At 74.9% G+C, this 17056-nt stretch carries 14 protein-coding genes; 7 read left to right on the plus strand and 7 right to left on the minus strand.

From position 1 onward, the window contains the following. Positions 1 to 31: 31 nt before the first annotated feature. Positions 32 to 613, minus strand: coding sequence for an HhH-GPD-type base excision DNA repair protein (locus tag RM555_RS21685; protein WP_311413459.1), 582 nt, complete (start codon positions 611 to 613; stop codon positions 32 to 34). 179 nt (positions 614 to 792) lie between these two features. Here RM555_RS21685 and RM555_RS21690 point away from each other — a divergent pair, with 179 nt between their 5' ends. The 4 genes from RM555_RS21690 (at position 793) to RM555_RS21705 (ending at position 7633) form a co-directional block, all read left to right on the plus strand. Beyond that, a complete protein-coding gene (locus tag RM555_RS21690; RefSeq protein ID WP_311413460.1) occupies positions 793 to 2277 on the plus strand; it encodes a DUF7782 domain-containing protein in 1485 nt (494 codons plus the stop codon). Then, positions 2277 to 2699 carry a D-aminoacyl-tRNA deacylase gene (dtd, locus tag RM555_RS21695; protein WP_311413461.1) on the plus strand — a complete coding sequence of 141 codons (423 nt, stop codon included), beginning with the start codon at positions 2277 to 2279 and terminating at the stop codon, positions 2697 to 2699. Before RM555_RS21690 ends, dtd begins: the two co-directional genes overlap by 1 nt. Positions 2700 to 2810: 111 nt before the next feature. After that, positions 2811 to 6509: a S8 family serine peptidase gene (locus RM555_RS21700; protein ID WP_311413462.1), complete on the plus strand. Its 3699-nt coding sequence runs from the start codon at positions 2811 to 2813 to the stop codon at positions 6507 to 6509. A 137-nt stretch (positions 6510 to 6646) separates the two neighbouring features. After that, positions 6647 to 7633: a transcriptional regulator TrmB gene (locus RM555_RS21705; protein WP_311413463.1), complete on the plus strand. Its 987-nt coding sequence runs from the start codon at positions 6647 to 6649 to the stop codon at positions 7631 to 7633. Positions 7634 to 7684: 51 nt separating this feature from the next. On the opposite strand, the gene RM555_RS21710 is transcribed toward RM555_RS21705, so the two are convergent. Beyond that, positions 7685 to 8473: a sporulation protein gene (locus RM555_RS21710; protein ID WP_311413479.1), complete on the minus strand. Its 789-nt coding sequence runs from the start codon at positions 8471 to 8473 to the stop codon at positions 7685 to 7687. A gap of 258 nt (positions 8474 to 8731) precedes the next feature. Here RM555_RS21710 and sigB point away from each other — a divergent pair, with 258 nt between their 5' ends. Both sigB and RM555_RS21720 read left to right on the plus strand, forming a co-directional pair. Continuing rightward, positions 8732 to 9748: an RNA polymerase sigma factor SigB gene (sigB, locus tag RM555_RS21715; protein WP_370518890.1), complete on the plus strand. Its 1017-nt coding sequence runs from the start codon at positions 8732 to 8734 to the stop codon at positions 9746 to 9748. A 99-nt stretch (positions 9749 to 9847) separates the two neighbouring features. After that, on the plus strand, positions 9848 to 10258 hold the full coding sequence (locus RM555_RS21720) for a VOC family protein (protein ID WP_132233001.1): 411 nt from the start codon (positions 9848 to 9850) through the stop codon (positions 10256 to 10258). A gap of 77 nt (positions 10259 to 10335) precedes the next feature. Here RM555_RS21720 and RM555_RS21725 read toward each other — a convergent pair whose 3' ends face one another. The 3 genes from RM555_RS21725 to RM555_RS21735 all read right to left on the minus strand — a co-directional run bounded on the left by RM555_RS21725 (position 10336) and on the right by RM555_RS21735 (position 15105). Beyond that, entirely contained in the window at positions 10336 to 12891 is a 2556-nt protein-coding gene (locus RM555_RS21725; protein WP_311413464.1) for a bifunctional acetate--CoA ligase family protein/GNAT family N-acetyltransferase, read from the minus strand. Between the two features lie 26 nt (positions 12892 to 12917). Next, positions 12918 to 14099 carry an acetoin utilization protein AcuC gene (locus RM555_RS21730; protein ID WP_311413465.1) on the minus strand — a complete coding sequence of 394 codons (1182 nt, stop codon included), beginning with the start codon at positions 14097 to 14099 and terminating at the stop codon, positions 12918 to 12920. Positions 14100 to 14247: 148 nt separating this feature from the next. After that, positions 14248 to 15105 (minus strand): sulfurtransferase, encoded by an 858-nt coding sequence (locus RM555_RS21735; protein WP_311413466.1) that lies wholly within the window; start codon positions 15103 to 15105, stop codon positions 14248 to 14250. Between the two features lie 97 nt (positions 15106 to 15202). On the opposite strand from RM555_RS21735, the gene RM555_RS21740 reads away from it, so the two are divergent. Further along, on the plus strand, positions 15203 to 15889 hold the full coding sequence (locus RM555_RS21740; RefSeq protein WP_132232993.1) for a metal-dependent transcriptional regulator: 687 nt from the start codon (positions 15203 to 15205) through the stop codon (positions 15887 to 15889). A gap of 94 nt (positions 15890 to 15983) precedes the next feature. On the opposite strand, the gene RM555_RS21745 is transcribed toward RM555_RS21740, so the two are convergent. Then, entirely contained in the window at positions 15984 to 16445 is a 462-nt protein-coding gene (locus RM555_RS21745) for a hypothetical protein (protein WP_311413467.1), read from the minus strand. A gap of 233 nt (positions 16446 to 16678) precedes the next feature. Continuing rightward, positions 16679 to 16921, minus strand: a complete 243-nt coding sequence (locus tag RM555_RS21750) for a DUF5522 domain-containing protein (protein ID WP_311413468.1) — start codon at positions 16919 to 16921, stop codon at positions 16679 to 16681. Positions 16922 to 17056 lie beyond the last annotated feature (135 nt).

Consider the following 17056-nt stretch of genomic DNA (forward strand, 5'->3'; position numbering starts at 1 on the left):
CTACAACGACCGCCACGACGGCGCGGTTGCGTCAGCTCCCGGCGGACTTCGCCTTCGCCGCCGCCTTCATCTGCTGCTTGTACTCGCGCACCCGGCGCAGCGAGTCCGCGTCGGTGACGTCGGCCACCGACCGGTGGGCGTCCGGGTCGCCGTAGTCGCCGGCCGCCTCCCGCCAGTCCTTCGGCGTGACCCCGAACCGCTTACCGAGCAGGGCGACGAAGATCTGCGCCTTCTGCCTGCCGAAGCCGGGCAGCTCACCGACCCGGCGCAGCAACTCCCGGCCGTCGGCCACGTCCGACCAGAGCCCGGCGGCGTCGCCGTCGTACCGGTCGACGAGGGCCCGACACACCTCCTGCACCCGGGCCGCCATCGCCTTCGGGAACCGGTGCAGCGCCGGCGGCCGGGCGAACAGGGCGACCAGCGCCTCCGGGTCGTGGTCGGCCAACTCCCGGGCGTCCAGGTCGCGCCCGAGGCGCTGCCCCAGCACGTACGGCGAGGAGAACGCCTTCTCCATCGGCACCTGCTGGTCGAGGACCATCCCCAGCAACAGGGCCAGCGGATCCCGGTTGACGAGTTCGTTGGCCTCGGGGTCGATGGGCAGTGCGAGCGTCATGGCGCCATCCTGCCCTGACCGGCGACCGGCGGAGGCGCGTAGGCCGCAGTTGGCAGGGCACGTGTCGGCATGCGCGTGCCAGCGACGGAGCGCAGGTGACCCGGCTGCGTGCGGCCCGGGCCCGCTCCGATCCGCCGGGTGGCCGGACCCCGCCGCCGGGCACCAGGCAGGATGGCGACGTGGACGGACACGACATGTTGCTCTCCCCCGCCGGCGTCGAGGCGCTACGGACCGCGCTGACGCGGGCCGGGTTCACCTCGAACGGCATCGCCACCCGGCTCGGCCCGCAGGCCACCGGCGGGGTGGCCCGCAACGACTTCCGGGCCGCGCTGCGCGCCACCGAGGACCGCGACCCGCTCGGCACCCTGATCCGGGTGTTCGTCTGCGAGCAGACCGAGCCGGAGGCCGCCGTGGCCGCCGCGCTGGCCCCGCTGTCGCTGGCCGAGGCGCTCGCCGGGGGCCTGGTCGAGCGGCACGGCGACGGGCTGCGGATGGGCGTGGACCTGGAGCCGTACGGGGACGAGTGGTGGGTGCTCGCCGACGTGCCCGCCAGTGCCCGGCCCGGCCGCCCGCTGCACGCCGAGCACGTGCTCGGCATCGGCGGGGCGACGCAGACGCTGATCGGCGCGACCGTCCGCCGGCCCGTCGAGGCCGCGCTGGACCTGGGCACCGGGTCCGGCGTGCAGGCCCTGCACCTGGCCAGCCACGCGCGGCGGGTCACCGCCACCGACCTGTCGGCGCGGGCGCTGCGCTTCGCCGCCACCACGGCCGCGCTCAACGGCCAGGACTGGGAACTCCTCCGCGGTGACATGGTCGCCCCTGTCGCCGGGCGGCGCTTCGACCTGGTGGTGAGCAACCCGCCGTTCGTGGTGGGCCCCGGCACCACCACGCACGTCTACCGCGACTCGGGGCGCGTCGGCGACGCGATCGGCGCGGAACTGGCCGCCGCCGCGCCGGGCCTGCTCACCGAGGGCGGCACCATGCAGTACCTGGCCAACTGGGTGCACGTCGCCGGGGAGGACTGGGGCGAGCGGGTGACCGGCTGGTTCGCCGGCACGGGGCTGGACGCCTGGGTCATCCAGCGTGAGGTGGCCGACCCGATGGCGTACGTCAACCTGTGGCTCACCGATGTCGGCGAGGCGGCCGACCCGCGCCGGATGGCCGACTGGCTGGACTGGTTCGACGCGCACAAGGTGGAGGCGGTCGGCTTCGGCATCGTCTCGCTGCGCCGCTCGGGCCACGACGACCCGATCGTGCGGGTGGAGGACCTGCGCCAGCGGGTGGAGGCGCCGCTCGGCGACCGGGTCGACGCGTGGTTCGACCGCCAGGACTGGCTGCGCGCCCGCGACACCGACGGGCTGCTCGCTGCCCACTTCCGGGCCGCTCAGGGCCTCCAGCTGCGGCAGGAGGCCACCATGGGCGACGAGGGCTGGGCGGTGGACCGGCAGGTGCTGGCCATGCCGCACGGCCTGCGCTGGACCGAGGAGATCGACCCGCTCGTCCTGGCGCTGGTCGGCGGGGCCGACGGGCGGCTGCCGCTGCGCGACCAGCTCGCCCTGCTCGCCGCCGCGCACGACGTCGCCCCCGGGGAGCTGGCCGAGGCGGCCGGGCCGATCGTCGCGCACCTCGTCGAGCGCGGCTTCATCGAGCCGGTCGCCGACTGATGCGGGCCGTGGTGCAGACCGTCGGCCGGGCCGCCGTGACGGTCGACGGCGAGGTGGTCGGCGCGATCGACGACGGGCTGCTGGTGCTGCTCGGGGTGACCCACACCGACACCGTCGAGACCGCCCGGACCATGGCCCGCAAGGTGCACGAGCTGCGGATCCTCGACGAGGAGCGGTCCGCGGCGGACACCGGCGCGCCGGTCCTGGTGGTCAGCCAGTTCACCCTCTACGGCGACGCCCGCAAGGGCCGCCGTCCGAGCTGGACGGCGGCGGCACCGGCCGAGGTCGCGGAGCCCCTGGTGACGGAGGTCGTGGCGGCGCTGCGCACCCGGGGCGCGAAGGTGGAGACCGGCCGCTTCCGGGCCCACATGCTGGTCGAGAGCGTCAACGTCGGCCCCCGCACGGTGCTGCTCGACATCTGACGGGCCGTGCCGGCGGCCGGCGCCGGATCCCGGTGGCGGAGTCCCGTCGTGGCGCAACACCGCCGGCGTCAACTGTTCCCGGGGGTCGGCCGACGACGGTAGAACCATCGCATGTCATCCCCCTCACAGCCCTTCACCTGGGGTCGCGCGAAACGGCGGCTCACCGCCGCCGCGGCGGCGACCGGAATGGTCGCGGCCGGCCTCGCCGCGGTCCAGGCCCCGGCGACGGCGGCCGGCCCGTCGCCGGCCGGCCCCGCCGCCACCCGGGACATCCACACGGTCACCCTGATCACCGGCGACGTGGTCACGGTGACCACCTCCGCCGACGGCAAGGCCACCGCCGAGGTCGACCGGCCCGACAACGCCACCGGCGGCGTACGCTTCCGCCAGAGCGGCGACGACCTGTACGTCCTGCCCGACGAGGCCCTGCCGCTGCTGGACAGCGACAAGCTCGACCGGCGGCTGTTCAACGTCACGGACCTCATCGAGATGGGGTACGACGACGCGAAGACCCCGACGCTGCCGCTGATCGCGGCGTACACCCCGGCGAAGGCCCGCACGGCGAAGCCGGCGCCACCGCGCGGCGCGAAGCTGGTCCGCGACCTGCCCAGCATCCAGGGCGCGGCGCTGTCCACCGAGAAGAAGCAGGCCCGCACCCTCTGGTCCACCGTCGCGCCCGCCACGGCGACGGCACCGGCCAGGGCCCTCGGCGGCGGGGTGGCGAAGCTCTGGCTCGACGGCCGGGTGACGGCGGCGCTGAAGGAGAGCGTGCCCCAGGTCGGCGCGCCCGCCGCGTGGGCCGCCGGGTACGACGGCAGCGGGGTGCGGGTCGCGGTGCTCGACACCGGGGTCGACCCCGGCCACCCCGACCTGGTCGACCAGGTCGACGACAAGGTCAGCTTCGTGCCGGGCGAGGACACCTCCGACGTCAACGGGCACGGCACCCACGTCGCCTCGACGATCGCCGGCACCGGCGCGGCCTCCGGCGGCGGCAACCGGGGCGTCGCCCCGGGCGCGGACCTGATCGTCGGCAAGGTGCTCGACAACGGCGGGTACGGCCTGGACTCCTGGATCATCGCCGGCATGCAGTGGGCGGCCGAGTCCGGGGCCGACGTGGTCAACATGAGCCTCGGCGACGGCTCGCTGACCGACGGCACCGACCCGATGACCGCTGCCGTGGAGGCGCTCTCCGCGCGGCACGGCACGCTCTTCGTCGTCGCCTCCGGCAACTCCGGCCCGCAGACCATCGGGTCGCCCGGCACCGCGCCGAGCGCGCTGACGGTCGGCGCGGTCGACAAGCAGGACGTGCTGGCGGGCTTCTCCAGCACCGGCCCGCTGGCCCGCACCGGCGCGCTCAAGCCGGACCTCGCCGCGCCCGGCGTGGGGATCGTCGCGGCCCGCTCGCAGCAGGCCGCCGGTGAGGGCGCGTACCAGGGCATGGACGGCACCTCGATGGCCACGCCGCACGTCGCCGGGGCCGCCGCGATCCTCGCCCAGCGGCACCCCGACTGGTCCGGGCAGCAGCTCAAGGACGCCCTGATGAGCAGCGCGAAGGGCCTGGCCGACGAGTACCGGCCGTACCAGGTGGGCACCGGCCGGCTGGACGTGGCGGCGGCGGTGCGCGGCACCGTACGCGCCACCGGCTCGGCGTTCTTCGGCACCTTCGACTGGCCGCACGAGCCGACCGACGCCCCGGTCACCCGGTCGGTGACCTTCACCAACTCCGGCACCGCCGCCGTGACCCTCGACCTCGCCCTGACCGGCGGCGGCCCGTTCACGCTGGGCGCCTCCCCGGTGACCGTGCCGGCGGGCGGCAGCGCCGACGTCGCGGTGACCGGGGACCCGCGCGGCGACGCGCACGGCGAGCTGACCGGCTACCTGGTCGGCACCGACGCCGCCACCGGCACGGCGGTCACCCGTACCGCGCTGGGGCTGCTCAAGGAGAACGAACGGTACGACCTGAAGGTCAAGCTGATCGGCCGCGACGGCAAGCCGGCCAGCGCGACCGTCGTGGTGAACCGGGCCGGCGAACCCAACCCCGGGCAGTACCCGGTCACCGGCGAGCGGACGCTGCGCCTGCCGAAGGGGACCTACACGGTGGAGGCCGTGCTGGACGTCCCCGGCGAGCGGGCCGACCGCCTCGGCTTCGCCCTGCTGGTGGACCCGGAGACGGTGCTCGACCGGGGCGCCGAGGTGGTGCTGGACGCGCGCCGGGCCCGCCTGCTCGACACCACCGCGCCGGAACGGACCGAGGACCGGCAGCGCAAGCTGGACTACACCGTCGGGTACGCCGACGGCAGCGACTTCCGCGCGGCCTACCAGCTGCCGATCCGCTACGACGACCTGTACGTCCTGCCGACCGAGCGGGTCGGCACGGTCTCGTTCACCATGGCGGCGCGGTGGCGCAAGGGCGAGCCGATGCTGAGCCTGCGCATCCCCGGCCGGCCCCCGATCGACGCCACGGTCCAGCCGGGCAGCACCGTCACCGCCGGCACCGAGACGCTGCGACCCGTCTACGCGGGCACCGGCGCCCCGGAGGCGTACGCCGGTCTCGACGTCAAGGGCCGGGCCGTGGTGGTGACCCGCAGCGACGCGGTCGACCCCACCGCCCGCGCTGCCGCCGCGGCGGCCGCCGGGGCGAAGCTGCTGCTGGTCGTCAACGACGGCGCCGGCATCCTCAACGAGTGGGTCGGCGAGTCCGCCATCCCCGTCGCCACCGTGCACCGCGACGCCGGCAGGCAGCTCATCGCCGCGACCCGGGGCGGGCCGCGCAAGCTGACCGTCACGCGGACCCCGTACGCCAACTACGTCTACGACCTGGCCCGGGTCTGGCCCGGTCAGGTGCCGGACCGGGCGCTCGCCTACCACCCCCGGCAGCGGGACCTGGGCCGGATCGACGCCCGCTACCACGCGGCCGTGGACTCCCCCGGCTCCGGCTACCGCTACGACATGGTCTTCAGCCCCTCGTTCGGCTTCCCGGAGGCCGAGTCGCACCCGGGCACCCGCACCGAGTGGGTCACGCCCGACGTGGTCTGGCACGAGGTGCACGACCAGGGCGGCTGGACCGACACGGCCTACCTCAACACGTACGCCAAGGGCAGCACGACCAGGCTGGACTGGTTCGCGCCGGCCGTCCGGCCGGCCTTCAGCCGGGCGTTCGGGGTGCGCAACAGCCGCTACGGGGACTACATGACGCTGAACGTGCAGGCCTGGAGCCCGTCGGACGACGTGCTGGAGCACGGCGGCAACATGGAGTGGGGCTCGGTGCCGACCCACCTCAAGCTCTACCAGGGCGACAAGCTGGTGGACGAGAACACCTGGAACGCGGACCTGCAGTGGACGCCGGTGCCCGCCGGCACGCTGCCGTACCGCCTGGTGCTGGACGCCTCGCGGCCGGCCGACCGGTGGCGGCTGTCCACCCGCACGCACACCGAGTGGGACTTCGTCTCCGGCTCGAACAACGCCGACACCTTCGTCCCGTTCGCGCTGCTCCAGCTCGACTACGCGCTGGAGACCGACCTGCGCGGCGACGTGAAGGCGGGCACCACCCAGCGGATCAGCGTCAAGGCCGGGCCGCAGCCGGGCGGCACCGGCACCGGCACGGTCACGTCGGTCACGCTGGACGTCTCGTACGACGACGGCGCCACCTGGCGGAAGGTCACCCTGAGCAAGGGCGCGGGTGACCGCTGGGCCGGCTCGCTCGCCCTGCCGAAGCAGCCGGGCGGCTTCGTGTCGGTGCGGGCCAGCGCCAAGACGGACGCCGGCTTCGGCATCCGGCAGGAACTCATCCGGGCGTACGGCCTGCGGTGAGATGGTTGGCGGGGCCCCGGGACGCGGAGCGTTCCGGGGCCCTTCCCGACGGCCCGTCGGCCTTTCCGGGCTGGTCAGGACCGGTGCCCGTGTCCCATACTCTGCCTGCCGCAGCGGGCAGAGGGAGGCAGCCACCGATGCTGGGCGCGTTGGGTCTGAGCCCCGAGGACGAGGCGGTCTACAACCAACTGGTCCGGCGGACCCAGGCCGGGCCGACCGAGCTGGGCGACGCTCTGCGGATGCCCGCCGCGACGGTCGAGGCGGCGCTGGCGCAGCTGACGGCGAGCGGCCTGGTGAAGTGCGGCCCGGACGGGCAGTTCTCGGTGGCGCCGCCCGCCGTCGCGCTCGGGGCGCTGATCAGCGAGCAGCGGGGCGCGCTGCGCAGCGCGGAACTCGCGCTGGTCCGGCTCGCCGAGGAGTACCGCTCGTCGATCGCGGGGCGCACCATCGACGAGCTGATCGAGGTGGTCAGCGGCGTCGACGCCGTCCGGCACCGGTTCGCGCAGGTGCAGCACGCCGCCCGCACGCAGGTACGCAGCTTCGTCACCACCCCGTTCATCGCCGTACCGCCGGGCGCCAACGCGGTGGAGTCGGCGGCGGTCGGCCAGGGGGTGCGCTTCCGCGTCGTCATCGACCGGCCGACACTGGCCGAGCCGGGGGTGGTCGCCGAGACGCTGGAGTCGCTACGCGACGGCGTCGAGGTGCGGGTGGTCGACCACCTGCCGATCAAGCTGGTCCTGGCCGACGCGGAGCTGGCCCTGGTGCCGCTGACCGCCGTACCCGGCGGCGAGCCCGGCGCGGTGCTGCTGCACCGCACCGGGCTGCTGGCGGCGATGGACGCGCTGTTCGAGAGCGTCTGGCGGCACGCCCACCCGCTCGACTCCTCAGCGCTGACCGCCCCCGCCGGCGAGAGCGCCGCCCGCCAGGCCGCCGACGGCCCGACCGAGCTCGACCGGAAGATCATGGCGCTGCTGCTGGCCGGGCTCACCGACCCGGTCGTCGCCGCCCAGCTCGACCTGTCGTTGCGGACCCTCCAGCGGCGCCTGCGCCACCTCATGGACCTGGCGGGGGTGGAGACCCGGATGCAGCTCGGCTGGCACGCCGCGCGCCACGGCTGGGCCTGACGGCGCCGCGGGCCCGGCGAGCCCGCGGCGAGGCCGGCGAACACCGTGGCGTCAGGAGAAGAGGCCGCGGCGTTGCAGCGACTGACGGATCCAGCCGTCGAGCTGGGGGGTGAAGTCGGTGCGCTCCGCGGTGGCGTGGTCGACGGTGAAGCGGCCGAAGGCGTCCCGGCCCTCGGTGAACAGGCCGCCGCGCTTGTCCAGCTCCAGCACCACCTGGATCTGCTGAGGGTCGGTGACGAGGGTGACCTCCAGCTGGTTGATCGCCCCGGCGTACTGCGGCGCCGGGTAGAACTCGATCTCCTGGTAGAAGGGCAGGGTCTGCCGTACGCCGTAGATGTGGCCCCGCTCCACGTCGGCCCGGGCGAACCGGAAGCCCAGCCGCAGGAACGCATCCAGGATCTTCTGCTGGGACGGCAGCGGGTGCACCGCCACCGCGTCCAGGTCGCCCTTGTCCACCGCGCGGGCCACCTCCAGCTCCGTACGCAGCCCCATCGTCATGCCGTGCAGGTGCTGCCCGTACAGCTCGGTGAGCGGCGTCTCCCACGGCACGGCGAAGCGGAACGGGATGTCGTGGCGCTGCCCCGGGGCGAGCCGGAAGGCGCCGGTCGCGGCCTGCCGGTGGAACTCCTGCGTGGTCTCGTAGTCGTTGTCGCCGCTCTCGACCTCGACCCGGGTGACCAGGCCCAGTGCGACGTACGACACGTCGACGAGGTGCTCGCCGCCGGCCACGTGGATGACGCCCTCCAGTTGGCCGCCGGGGCGGCAGTTCGGATTCGTCAGCACGGTTTCCACCGACGGGCCACCCACACCCATCGCCTGCATGAGCCGCTTGAAGACCACGACACCCTCCACAACCTGTTCGGTACGCCGACATCGCCGGCGGGCCGGCCGTGCGGGCCGACCGCTGGCACGGTAACCGCCGGCGGCAACCAGCGCTCGGCGACGAGCCGCCCACGCTGAGCAGGGCATCGACGGAATTCGTGTCGGTTCCCCGATCGCCTCACTCCCGTTTCACGCCCCGCCCGCCAAGCTGTGTGTCACACCGGCACCACTGGGCCGGATCGAACGGCACAGACGTGGACACGGGGAGAAACTGAGATGGCCCTGCAGATGACGGAGCACCGGACGCGCCCGGCCGGCACCACCGAGGCCGCGAGCGCCACCGACACCCTGACCGACCTCGACGCCACCGACGAGCGCGGCGTCTCCACGGACCTGGTCCGGGCATACCTGAACGGGATCGGCCGGACGAAGCTGCTGACCGCCGCCCAGGAGGTCGACCTCGCCAAGCGGATCGAGGCCGGGCTGTTCGCCGAGGAGAAACTCGCGACCTGCACCCCCGTCTCGGCGGAGTTGCGGGCCGACCTGGGGCTGATCGTCGCGCAGGGCCGCGCCGCGAAGGACCACCTGCTGGAGGCGAACCTGCGCCTGGTGGTCAGCATCGCCAAGCGGTACACCGGTCGCGGCATGGCCTTCCTCGACCTGATCCAGGAGGGCAACCTCGGCCTGATCCGCGCCGTCGAGAAGTTCGACTACGCCAAGGGCTACAAGTTCTCCACGTACGCCACCTGGTGGATCCGGCAGGCGATCACCCGCGCCATGGCCGACCAGGCCCGCACCATCCGCATCCCGGTGCACATGGTCGAGCAGGTCAACCGCATGGTCCGGGCCCGCCGCGAGCTCTCCGTCTCGCTGGGCCGCGAGCCCACCGTCGCCGAGGTCGCCCGGGCCATGGACATCCCGGAGTTCCAGGTCATCGAGCTGATCTCGTACGACCGGGAGCCGGTGAGCCTCGACCAGGCGGTCGGTGAGGACGGCGAGAGCGCGCTCGGCGACTTCGTCGCCGCCGTCGACCCGAGCGCCGAGCCGGGCGACGCCGCCGCGCAGGGCGAGCTGCGCAACGAGGTCAGCATCGTGCTCTCCACCCTGTCCCAGCGGGAGCAGGCCGTGATCCGGCTCCGCTTCGGCCTCGACGACGGCCGGCAGCGCACCCTCGACGAGGTGGGCCGGGAGTTCGGTCTGTCCCGGGAGCGGATCCGGCAGATCGAGAAGGTGACCCTGCTGAAGCTGCGTGACCCGGAGCGGGCGCAGCGCCTGGAGGCGTACGCCTGCTGACGTTCCTGGACCACGCGAGGCCCCGGCGGTTCGCCGGGGCCTCGCGTATGTCCGGGCCGTGGTCCTTGATCCTGGCTGCCCGACGGGCTACCAATAGCCATGAACTGGACCCTGGAAGTGGTGGTCGTGCCGGTCTCCGACGTGGACCGGGCAAAGGCGTTCTACGCCGACCGGCTCGGCTTCGCCGTCGACCACGACACGACGTTCGGCGACGACGCGCGAATCGTGCAGCTGACCCCGCCCGGCTCAGGCTGCTCGATCGTGATCGGCAGGGGGCCGCTGCCCGAGATGCCACCCGGCTCGCTCAAGGGCCTCCAACTGGTCGTGCCCGACCTGCGCCGGGCGCGGGCGGAGCTGGTCGAGCGCGGCGTCGAGGTCAGCGAGATCCAGGTGCTCGGCGAGAATCCGCGCCCGGTGCCGGACCCGCTGGACAACGTCGGCTTCGTCCACTTCGCCGACCCCGACGGCAACGCCTGGTCCGTACAGCAGATCTCCGACCGGGCGGCCTGACCGGTCCGGTGTAAGGAAGGGACCCTTCCTATACAAAATGCGATAGCAGGGGGCCCTTCCTTACACCTTGGGCCCTTCTACAGGCGGCGGGGGCCGGTGTCGGGGCGGGCCACGGCGGAGCCGACCCGCACGGTGGCGTGCAGCACCGAGATGCCGTCGGGGCGGGCGAGCACCGGGTTGAGGCTCAGCGCGCGGACCCGGGGCTGCTCGTCGGCGAGCCGCCCCACCCGCAGCAGCAGGTCCGCCAGGGCCGCCCGGTCCACCGGCGCCGCGCCGCGGTGCCCGCGCAGCAGCGGCGCCGCCCGGGGCTCGTCGACCAGCTCGGCGGCGTCCAGGTCGGTCAGCGGCACCGCCCGCCAGGCCCGGTCGCCGAGCAGCTCCGTGGCGACGCCGCCGAGCCCGAAGCCGACCACCGGGCCGAACGCCGGGTCCTCCACCAGCTCGACCACGCAGGCCACACCGGGCGGGACCATCGGCTGCACCAGGACGTCCGCGCCGAAGACCGCCGACATCTCCGCGTACGCCCGGTGCACAGTGGCCGGGTCGGGCAGGTCGAGCCGGACCGCGCCCAGGTCGAGCCGGTGCCGCAGGCCGGGGGCGGCGGCCTTGAGGGCCACCGGGAAACCCAGCCGGGTCGCCGCGTCGACGGCCTCCGCGGCGGAGCGCGCCGGCACCGACTCGACCACGTCGATCCCGTACGCCGCGAGCAGTCCCGCCGGGTCGAGGGCCTCCGGCCGCAGGGCGGCGTGCGCCGCCTCCCGGTCCACCCGGGGCAGCTCCGGCGGCACCCCGGCGGGCCGGCGCAGCCAGTCGGCGTACGCGGTGACCCGGGCGAGGGCGCGCACGGCCTCCTCCACGCTCGGATAGGCGGGCACCCCGGCGGGCGTACGGCCGACCAGGAACGTCGCCACGGCCGGCTTGCCGGCGGCGAACGCGCTCGGCAGCGCGGCCGTGAAGTCCGCCTCCGTGTCGGTGAGCTGGCCGGGCAGCGGCGGGGCGAACACCACCACCAGCGCGTCCACCTCGCCGTCGGCCCCCGCCTCGGCGAGCGCGGCCGTGAGCTCGGCCACCCCGGCGCGCGGGCCGACGTCGCGCGGGTAGCCACGGGCGACGGTGAGCCCCTGCGCGGCGCAGGCGGTGGCCGCCAGCCCCGTCAGCGCCGAGGAGTTGCCGACCACGCCGACGCGCCGCCCGGCGGGCAGCGGCTGGTGGGCCAGCAGCACCCCGACGTCGAGCAGCTCGGCGACGGTGTCCACCCGGATCACGCCGGAGTGGGCGAACAGCGCGGCGACCGCCACCTCGTCCGGGCCGGCGGAGTCGCCCACCCCGGGCGGGCGGGCCGGCGAGGCGAGCGCCACGACGGGCTTGTCCCGGCCGATCCGGCGCGCCAGCCGGGCGAACTTGCGCGGGTTGCCGAACGTCTCCAGGTACAACATGATCACGTCGGTGCCGGGGTCGTCCTGCCAGTACTGGAGCAGGTCGTTGCCCGAGACGTCGGCCCGGTTACCGGCCGAGACGAAGCTCGACAGGCCCAGCCCCCGCCGGTCGGCCTCGGCCAGCAGCGCCACCCCGAACGCGCCCGACTGGCTGAAGATGCCCACCCGGCCGGGCACCGGCAGCCGGGGGGCGAGGGTGGCGTTGAGGCGTACCGCCGGGTCGGTGTTGGCCACCCCCAGGCAGTTCGGGCCGACCACGCGCATGCCCGCCGCGTACGCCGCGCGGACCAGCGCGCGCTGCGCGGCCGCGCCCTCGCCGCCGGCCTCGGCGAAGCCCGCCGAGATGACCACCAGGCCGTGCGCGCCCGCGGCGGCCGCGTCTGCCACCACCTCCGTCGCCGCCTCCGGTGGGACCGCCACCACGGCCAGGTCGACCGGCACGCCGGCATCGGCCGCCGAGGAGTACGCGGGCAGCCCGGCGACCGTCGTCGCGCCCGGATGCACCGGGACCACCGCGCCGAGGTAGCCGCCGTCGCGCAGGTGCCCGAGCACCGCCGCGCCGACGCCCTGCCCGGTGGCGCTGGCACCGTAGACGGCGACGCCGCGCGGGGCGAGCAGCCGGGCGACGGAGCGGGCCTCGGTGCGGTGCTCCCGGCCGCGCTGCACCTCCAGGGTCGCGTCGGTGGGGGCGATCGGGAAGCTCAGGTGCACCACGCCGTCGGCGAACTGCCGCTGCACCTGGTAGCCGAAGTCGGAGAAGACCCGCAGCATCGCGCCGTTGGCCGGCAGCACCTCCGCCACGAAGTTGGCGATGTCGTTGCGGCGGGCCGCGTCGGCCAGGTGCTCCAGCAGCACCGAGCCGATGCCCCGGCCCTGGTAGGCGTCCTCGACCACGAACGCCACCTCAGCCTCGGGGGCCTGCGGCCCGAGCCGCTCGTAGCGGCCGACGGCCACGATCCGCTCGCCGACCAGCACCACGAACGCCTCCCGGTCGCGGTGGTCGACGTTGACGAAGCGTCGCAGGTCGCGCTCGGGGATGCGCGGGTACGGCGAGAAGTAGCGCAGGTAGCGGGTGCGCTCCGAGAAGCGCGAGTGCATCGCCACGATGCCCGGCGCGTCCGACGGACGGATCGAGCGCAGTTGCACGGTGCTGCCGTCGCTGAGCAGCACGTCCACCGGTTGTTCCACAGTGGTCACCTGTGCGGTCCCCTCCGCCCGCCGGATCAGTCGCGCGGGTCGTGCGGATCGAGCCCGAACAGCGGGAATGCGGTCTTGCGGGCCGCCGCGATCGCCCGGTCCACGGCGCTCGGCTCGCCGGTCGGCTGCCACGGCTCGTACGCCGGGTCGACGTCGTCGGTCATCCGCAGCGGGATCTGCCGGCCCGGCCGGCGCGCGGCGGCCAGCTCCCGCCAGGCCGGCGGGGTCAGCGTCGCCGGGTCGATCGGTTCCCCGGCCGCCACCGCGAGCAGGTGCGTCCAGGCCCGGGGCACCACCTCGACCAGCGCGTACCCGCCGCCGCCCGTGGCCACCCAGCGGCCCTCGCACAGCTCGTCGGCGAGCGCCCGCAGGGCCAGGTAGGTGGCGCGCTGCCCGTCCACGGAGAGGTTCAGGTCGGCGAGCGGGTCGAGCCGGTGCCCGTCGGCGCCGCACTGGGTGACCAGCACCTGCGGCCGGAACGCGCGCAGCACCGACGGCACCACCGCGTGGAAGGCGCGCTGCCAGCCGGCGTCGCCCACCCCGGGCGGCAGCGGAAGGTTCACGGCGCTGCCCTCGGCGCCCGGCCCGCCCGTCTCGTCGGGAAAGCCGGTGCCCGGGAAGAGCGCCAGCGGCGTCTCGTGCACGCTGACCGTGAGCACCCGGGGGTCGTTCCAGAAGACCTGCTGCACCCCGTCGCCGTGGTGCACGTCCACGTCCACGTACGCGACCCGCTCGGCGCCCAGGTCGAGCAGGCGGGCGATGGCCACCGCCGGGTCGTTGTAGACGCAGAACCCGGCCGCCCGGGCCGGCATGGCGTGGTGCAGGCCGCCGGCCACGTTGACCGCCCGCCGGGCCTCGCCCCGCCAGACCGCCTCGGCCGCCGCCACCGTGGCGCCGGCGACCAGCGCGCTGGACTCGTGCATCCCCTCGAAGACCGGGTTGTCGGAGGTGCCCAGCCCGAAGCCGGCGAAGAGCGGATCGCGGGGGGCGACCTTCACCGCGGCGAGGTAGCGCGGGTCGTGCACCCGGCTCAGCAGCGCGTCGTCGGCCGGCTCCGGCTTCACCAGACGCACCCCGGGACGCGCGAGGACACCCAACTCGCGGGCGAGGGCGAAGGTCAGCTCCACCCGTACCGGGTCGAGGGGATGGTCCCCCATGTCGTAGGCGAGCAGCGACTCGTCCCACACCACCACAGTGTCGTCGGACATGGCCCCATCGTCGCACGCGCACCCCGGCACGCCCGCGCACGCGCTGCTCAGCCGCCGGGTGTCGCCCGTGCGGGCCGCCGGTCCTCGTTGCCCGCTCGGCCGGTCGGGTGCCGCCGGTGCCCTCGGCCGGTCGGGTGCCGCCGGCGCTTCAGCCGGCCGGGGTCGCTCCGGTGGCCACCGGGCGGGCCGGGTCGGCGACCCAGTTGCTCCACGAACCGACGTAGAGCGCGGCGTCCGGCCGGCCTGCCAGGTGCAGCGCGAACACCGCCTGCGCGGCGGTCACCCCCGACCCGCAGTACGCCCCCACCGGCCGGCCCTCGCCCACCCCGGCGGCGGCGAACCGCTCGCGCAGCGCCTCGGCGGCGGGGAACCGGCCCTCGGCGACGTACTCGCCGGCGGGCAGGTTCACCGCGCCGGGAACGTGACCGGCGACCGGGTCGATCGGCTCGGTCTCGCCCCGGTAGCGGGGCGCGGCGCGCACGTCGAGCAGGACACCGTCGTCGGCAGCGGCCAGCCGGGCCGCCTGCGCCGCGTCGAGCACCGGCAGCGCGCCGGGGCGCACCTCCACGTCGCCCGGCTGCGGGGTCGGCACCTCCGTGCTGACGGGCAGCCCGGCGGCCAGCCACGCCGGGAAGCCGCCGTGCAGCAGCCGTACCGGCCGGTGGCCCGCCCAGCGCAGGGTCCACCAGGCGCGGGCGGCGGCCATGCCGTCGCCGCCGTCGTACACCACGAGGGGACGACCGGCGCGCACGCCGGCGGCCCGCAGCGCGGCCTGGAGGGCGGCGGCGTCGGGCAGCGGGTGGCGGCCGGCGGGGCCGGGCGGCCCGCAGAGCGCGGTGTCCAGGTCGACGAAGACCGCGCCGGGCAGGTGACCGGCGGCGTAGTCCTCCCGACCAGGTGCGCCGACGAGCCGCCAGCGCACGTCGAGCAGCGTGGGCGGGTCGGGCTGGCCGAGTTCGACCGCGAGCCGACCGGCCTCGACAAGGAGATCATCGGAGGCGGACATGGCGTCCAGTCAACACCATCCCGGCACCGACCTGGCGGTTCGCCGTGGGTCGTTCGCCGAACACCGAGGTAGCATCGTTGGCCGGAGGTCCGCTGACGTGAAGCATGATCTGGTCGACACGACCGAGATGTACCTCAAGACCATCCTCGAGCTGGAGGAGGAGGGGGTTCCGCCGCTGCGTGCCCGCATCGCCGAACGGCTGGGGCAGAGCGGGCCGACCGTCAGTCAGACCGTCGCCCGGATGGAGCGCGACGGCCTGCTGACCGTCGAGGGCGACCGCCACCTGGCGCTCACCGCGCACGGCCGCAGCAACGCGGTCTCCGTGATGCGCAAGCACCGCCTCGCCGAGCTGCTGCTGGTCAACGTGATCGGGATGCCCTACGAGGAGGCCCACGAGGAGGCCTGCCGGTGGGAGCACGTGATGAGCGACGCCGTCGAGAAGCGGGTCTACGACCTGCTGAACCGGCCGACCCGTTCCCCCTACGGCAACCCGATCCCGGGGCTGGACGAGCTGGGCACGCCGGAGCAGACGACCGCCGCCCCGATCGAGGGCGAGCGCAACCTGGCGTTCCCCGGGCTGTCGGGGCCGGTCGTGGTGCGACGCATCTGCGAGAGCGTGCAGACCGACGCGGACGTGCTCCGGCAGCTGCACGCCGCCGGCGTCGACCCGGGCGCGACCGTGACGGTGGCGCAGGAGCGCGACGGGGTCTCCATCGACCGCTCGGGCGACCGCATCAGGTTGCCGCGTGAGGTAGCCTCCCGGGTCTTCGTCGCCGCCCACTGACCGGCCGCGCCGACGCCCGCGCGCAACAGCCGCAGGATCTTGAGGCGAGGCAGTTCGTGTTGTGGCGGTGCGGCTTCGTCAACCCTGGCCGGGGTCAGCTGGCGCGGGTGTCGAGTCCCTGGGCCAGGGCGACGAGGGCGGTGGTGAGCTTCTCGGCCTCCGCCTTGTCGGCGTCGCGGGCGGTGGCGTAGCGCAGGGTGGCGAGGCGGCCCTCGGCGGCCAGCCAGCCCACCTCCGCGACCGGCCCGAGGGCGCCCTTGGCCGAGGTGGTCCGTTGGTACGCCTTCTGGCCGAGCCCGGAGACCTTGGTCGCCTTCTCCGGCACCAGGTCGGCGGTGAAGGTCGCCGCGTCGATCGACGTCCGGGTGACGGTCAGCGTCAGCTCCGGCAGGGGCTCCTGTTCCGCGCGCACCACGCAGGTGTGGCTGTCGCCGGTCGCGCTGGCCGCCGCGACGTCGAAGCGGACGCCGGTGTGCTGCTCGATGACGCCGAAGTCCAGCAGCCGGCACGCCCCGCCGGAGGAGGCGGCGGCCACGTCGACGGCGATCGGCTCCATCTCGGGCACCGACACCGGCTCAGGCGCACGTGCGCAGCTGGCCGTCAGCAGCACAGCCGAGGCAACGGACAAGATCCGGAAACGCACGTCGAACCTCCGCGATCATCGAGGGCGAGCGGCCCGCTGAAGACCGTACGACAACTCGTGCCACATGAAGGTTCCGCCTGGCCACCGTCACCGCGACTTCGCAGTAGCCACAGGTGACGCCGACGTGTGGAGGCCCACGCCGCTGGTCAGTCGTCGACGTACGGGCAGTGCCGGCAGCCGCGCCCGCAGCACGTGCCGCGCCGGGCCAGGAAACCCGCGCTGAGCACGAAGAGACCGCTGGCCGGGTCGAGGTAGCCGGCCTCGCCGGCGGCCAGGGCGGCGGCGTGCGCGGCCAGGATCCGCTCCCGGTCCGGGTGCTCCGCCGGCAGCCGGGACGGATGCGGCTCGGTCAGCGGCCGGTCCGCCAGCGGTCGTCGCTCTCCGGTCACCGGCGCAGTCTAGAGACCCGCTCGTCGGCGCCTGTCGGGGCGAGGCGTCGGGCCACGGCCGGATCCCGCAGGTCGCGACGCTGCGGATTGCCGACGCGACACAGTGCGCGCGGCGCGCCGGCCGTGCGTGGGATC

The organism is Micromonospora reichwaldensis, from assembly GCF_031845925.1.
Classification (GTDB): domain Bacteria; phylum Actinomycetota; class Actinomycetes; order Mycobacteriales; family Micromonosporaceae; genus Micromonospora; species Micromonospora reichwaldensis.

Bases quoted from the DNA above. Each gene is read 5' to 3' on its own strand.
- RM555_RS21730 (WP_311413465.1), bottom strand. From the start codon at position 14,099: ATGTCCGACGACACTGTGGTGGTGTGGGACGAGTCGCTGCTCGCCTAC.
- sigB (WP_370518890.1), top strand. From the start codon at position 8,732: ATGGCCCTGCAGATGACGGAGCACCGGACGCGCCCGGCCGGCACCACC.
- RM555_RS21720 (WP_132233001.1), top strand. From the start codon at position 9,848: ATGAACTGGACCCTGGAAGTGGTGGTCGTGCCGGTCTCCGACGTGGAC.
- RM555_RS21745 (WP_311413467.1), bottom strand. From the start codon at position 16,445: ATGGAGCCGATCGCCGTCGACGTGGCCGCCGCCTCCTCCGGCGGGGCG.
- RM555_RS21705 (WP_311413463.1), top strand. From the start codon at position 6,647: ATGCTGGGCGCGTTGGGTCTGAGCCCCGAGGACGAGGCGGTCTACAAC.
- dtd (WP_311413461.1), top strand. From the start codon at position 2,277: ATGCGGGCCGTGGTGCAGACCGTCGGCCGGGCCGCCGTGACGGTCGAC.
- RM555_RS21700 (WP_311413462.1), top strand. From the start codon at position 2,811: ATGTCATCCCCCTCACAGCCCTTCACCTGGGGTCGCGCGAAACGGCGG.
- RM555_RS21685 (WP_311413459.1), bottom strand. From the start codon at position 613: ATGACGCTCGCACTGCCCATCGACCCCGAGGCCAACGAACTCGTCAAC.
- RM555_RS21735 (WP_311413466.1), bottom strand. From the start codon at position 15,105: ATGTCCGCCTCCGATGATCTCCTTGTCGAGGCCGGTCGGCTCGCGGTC.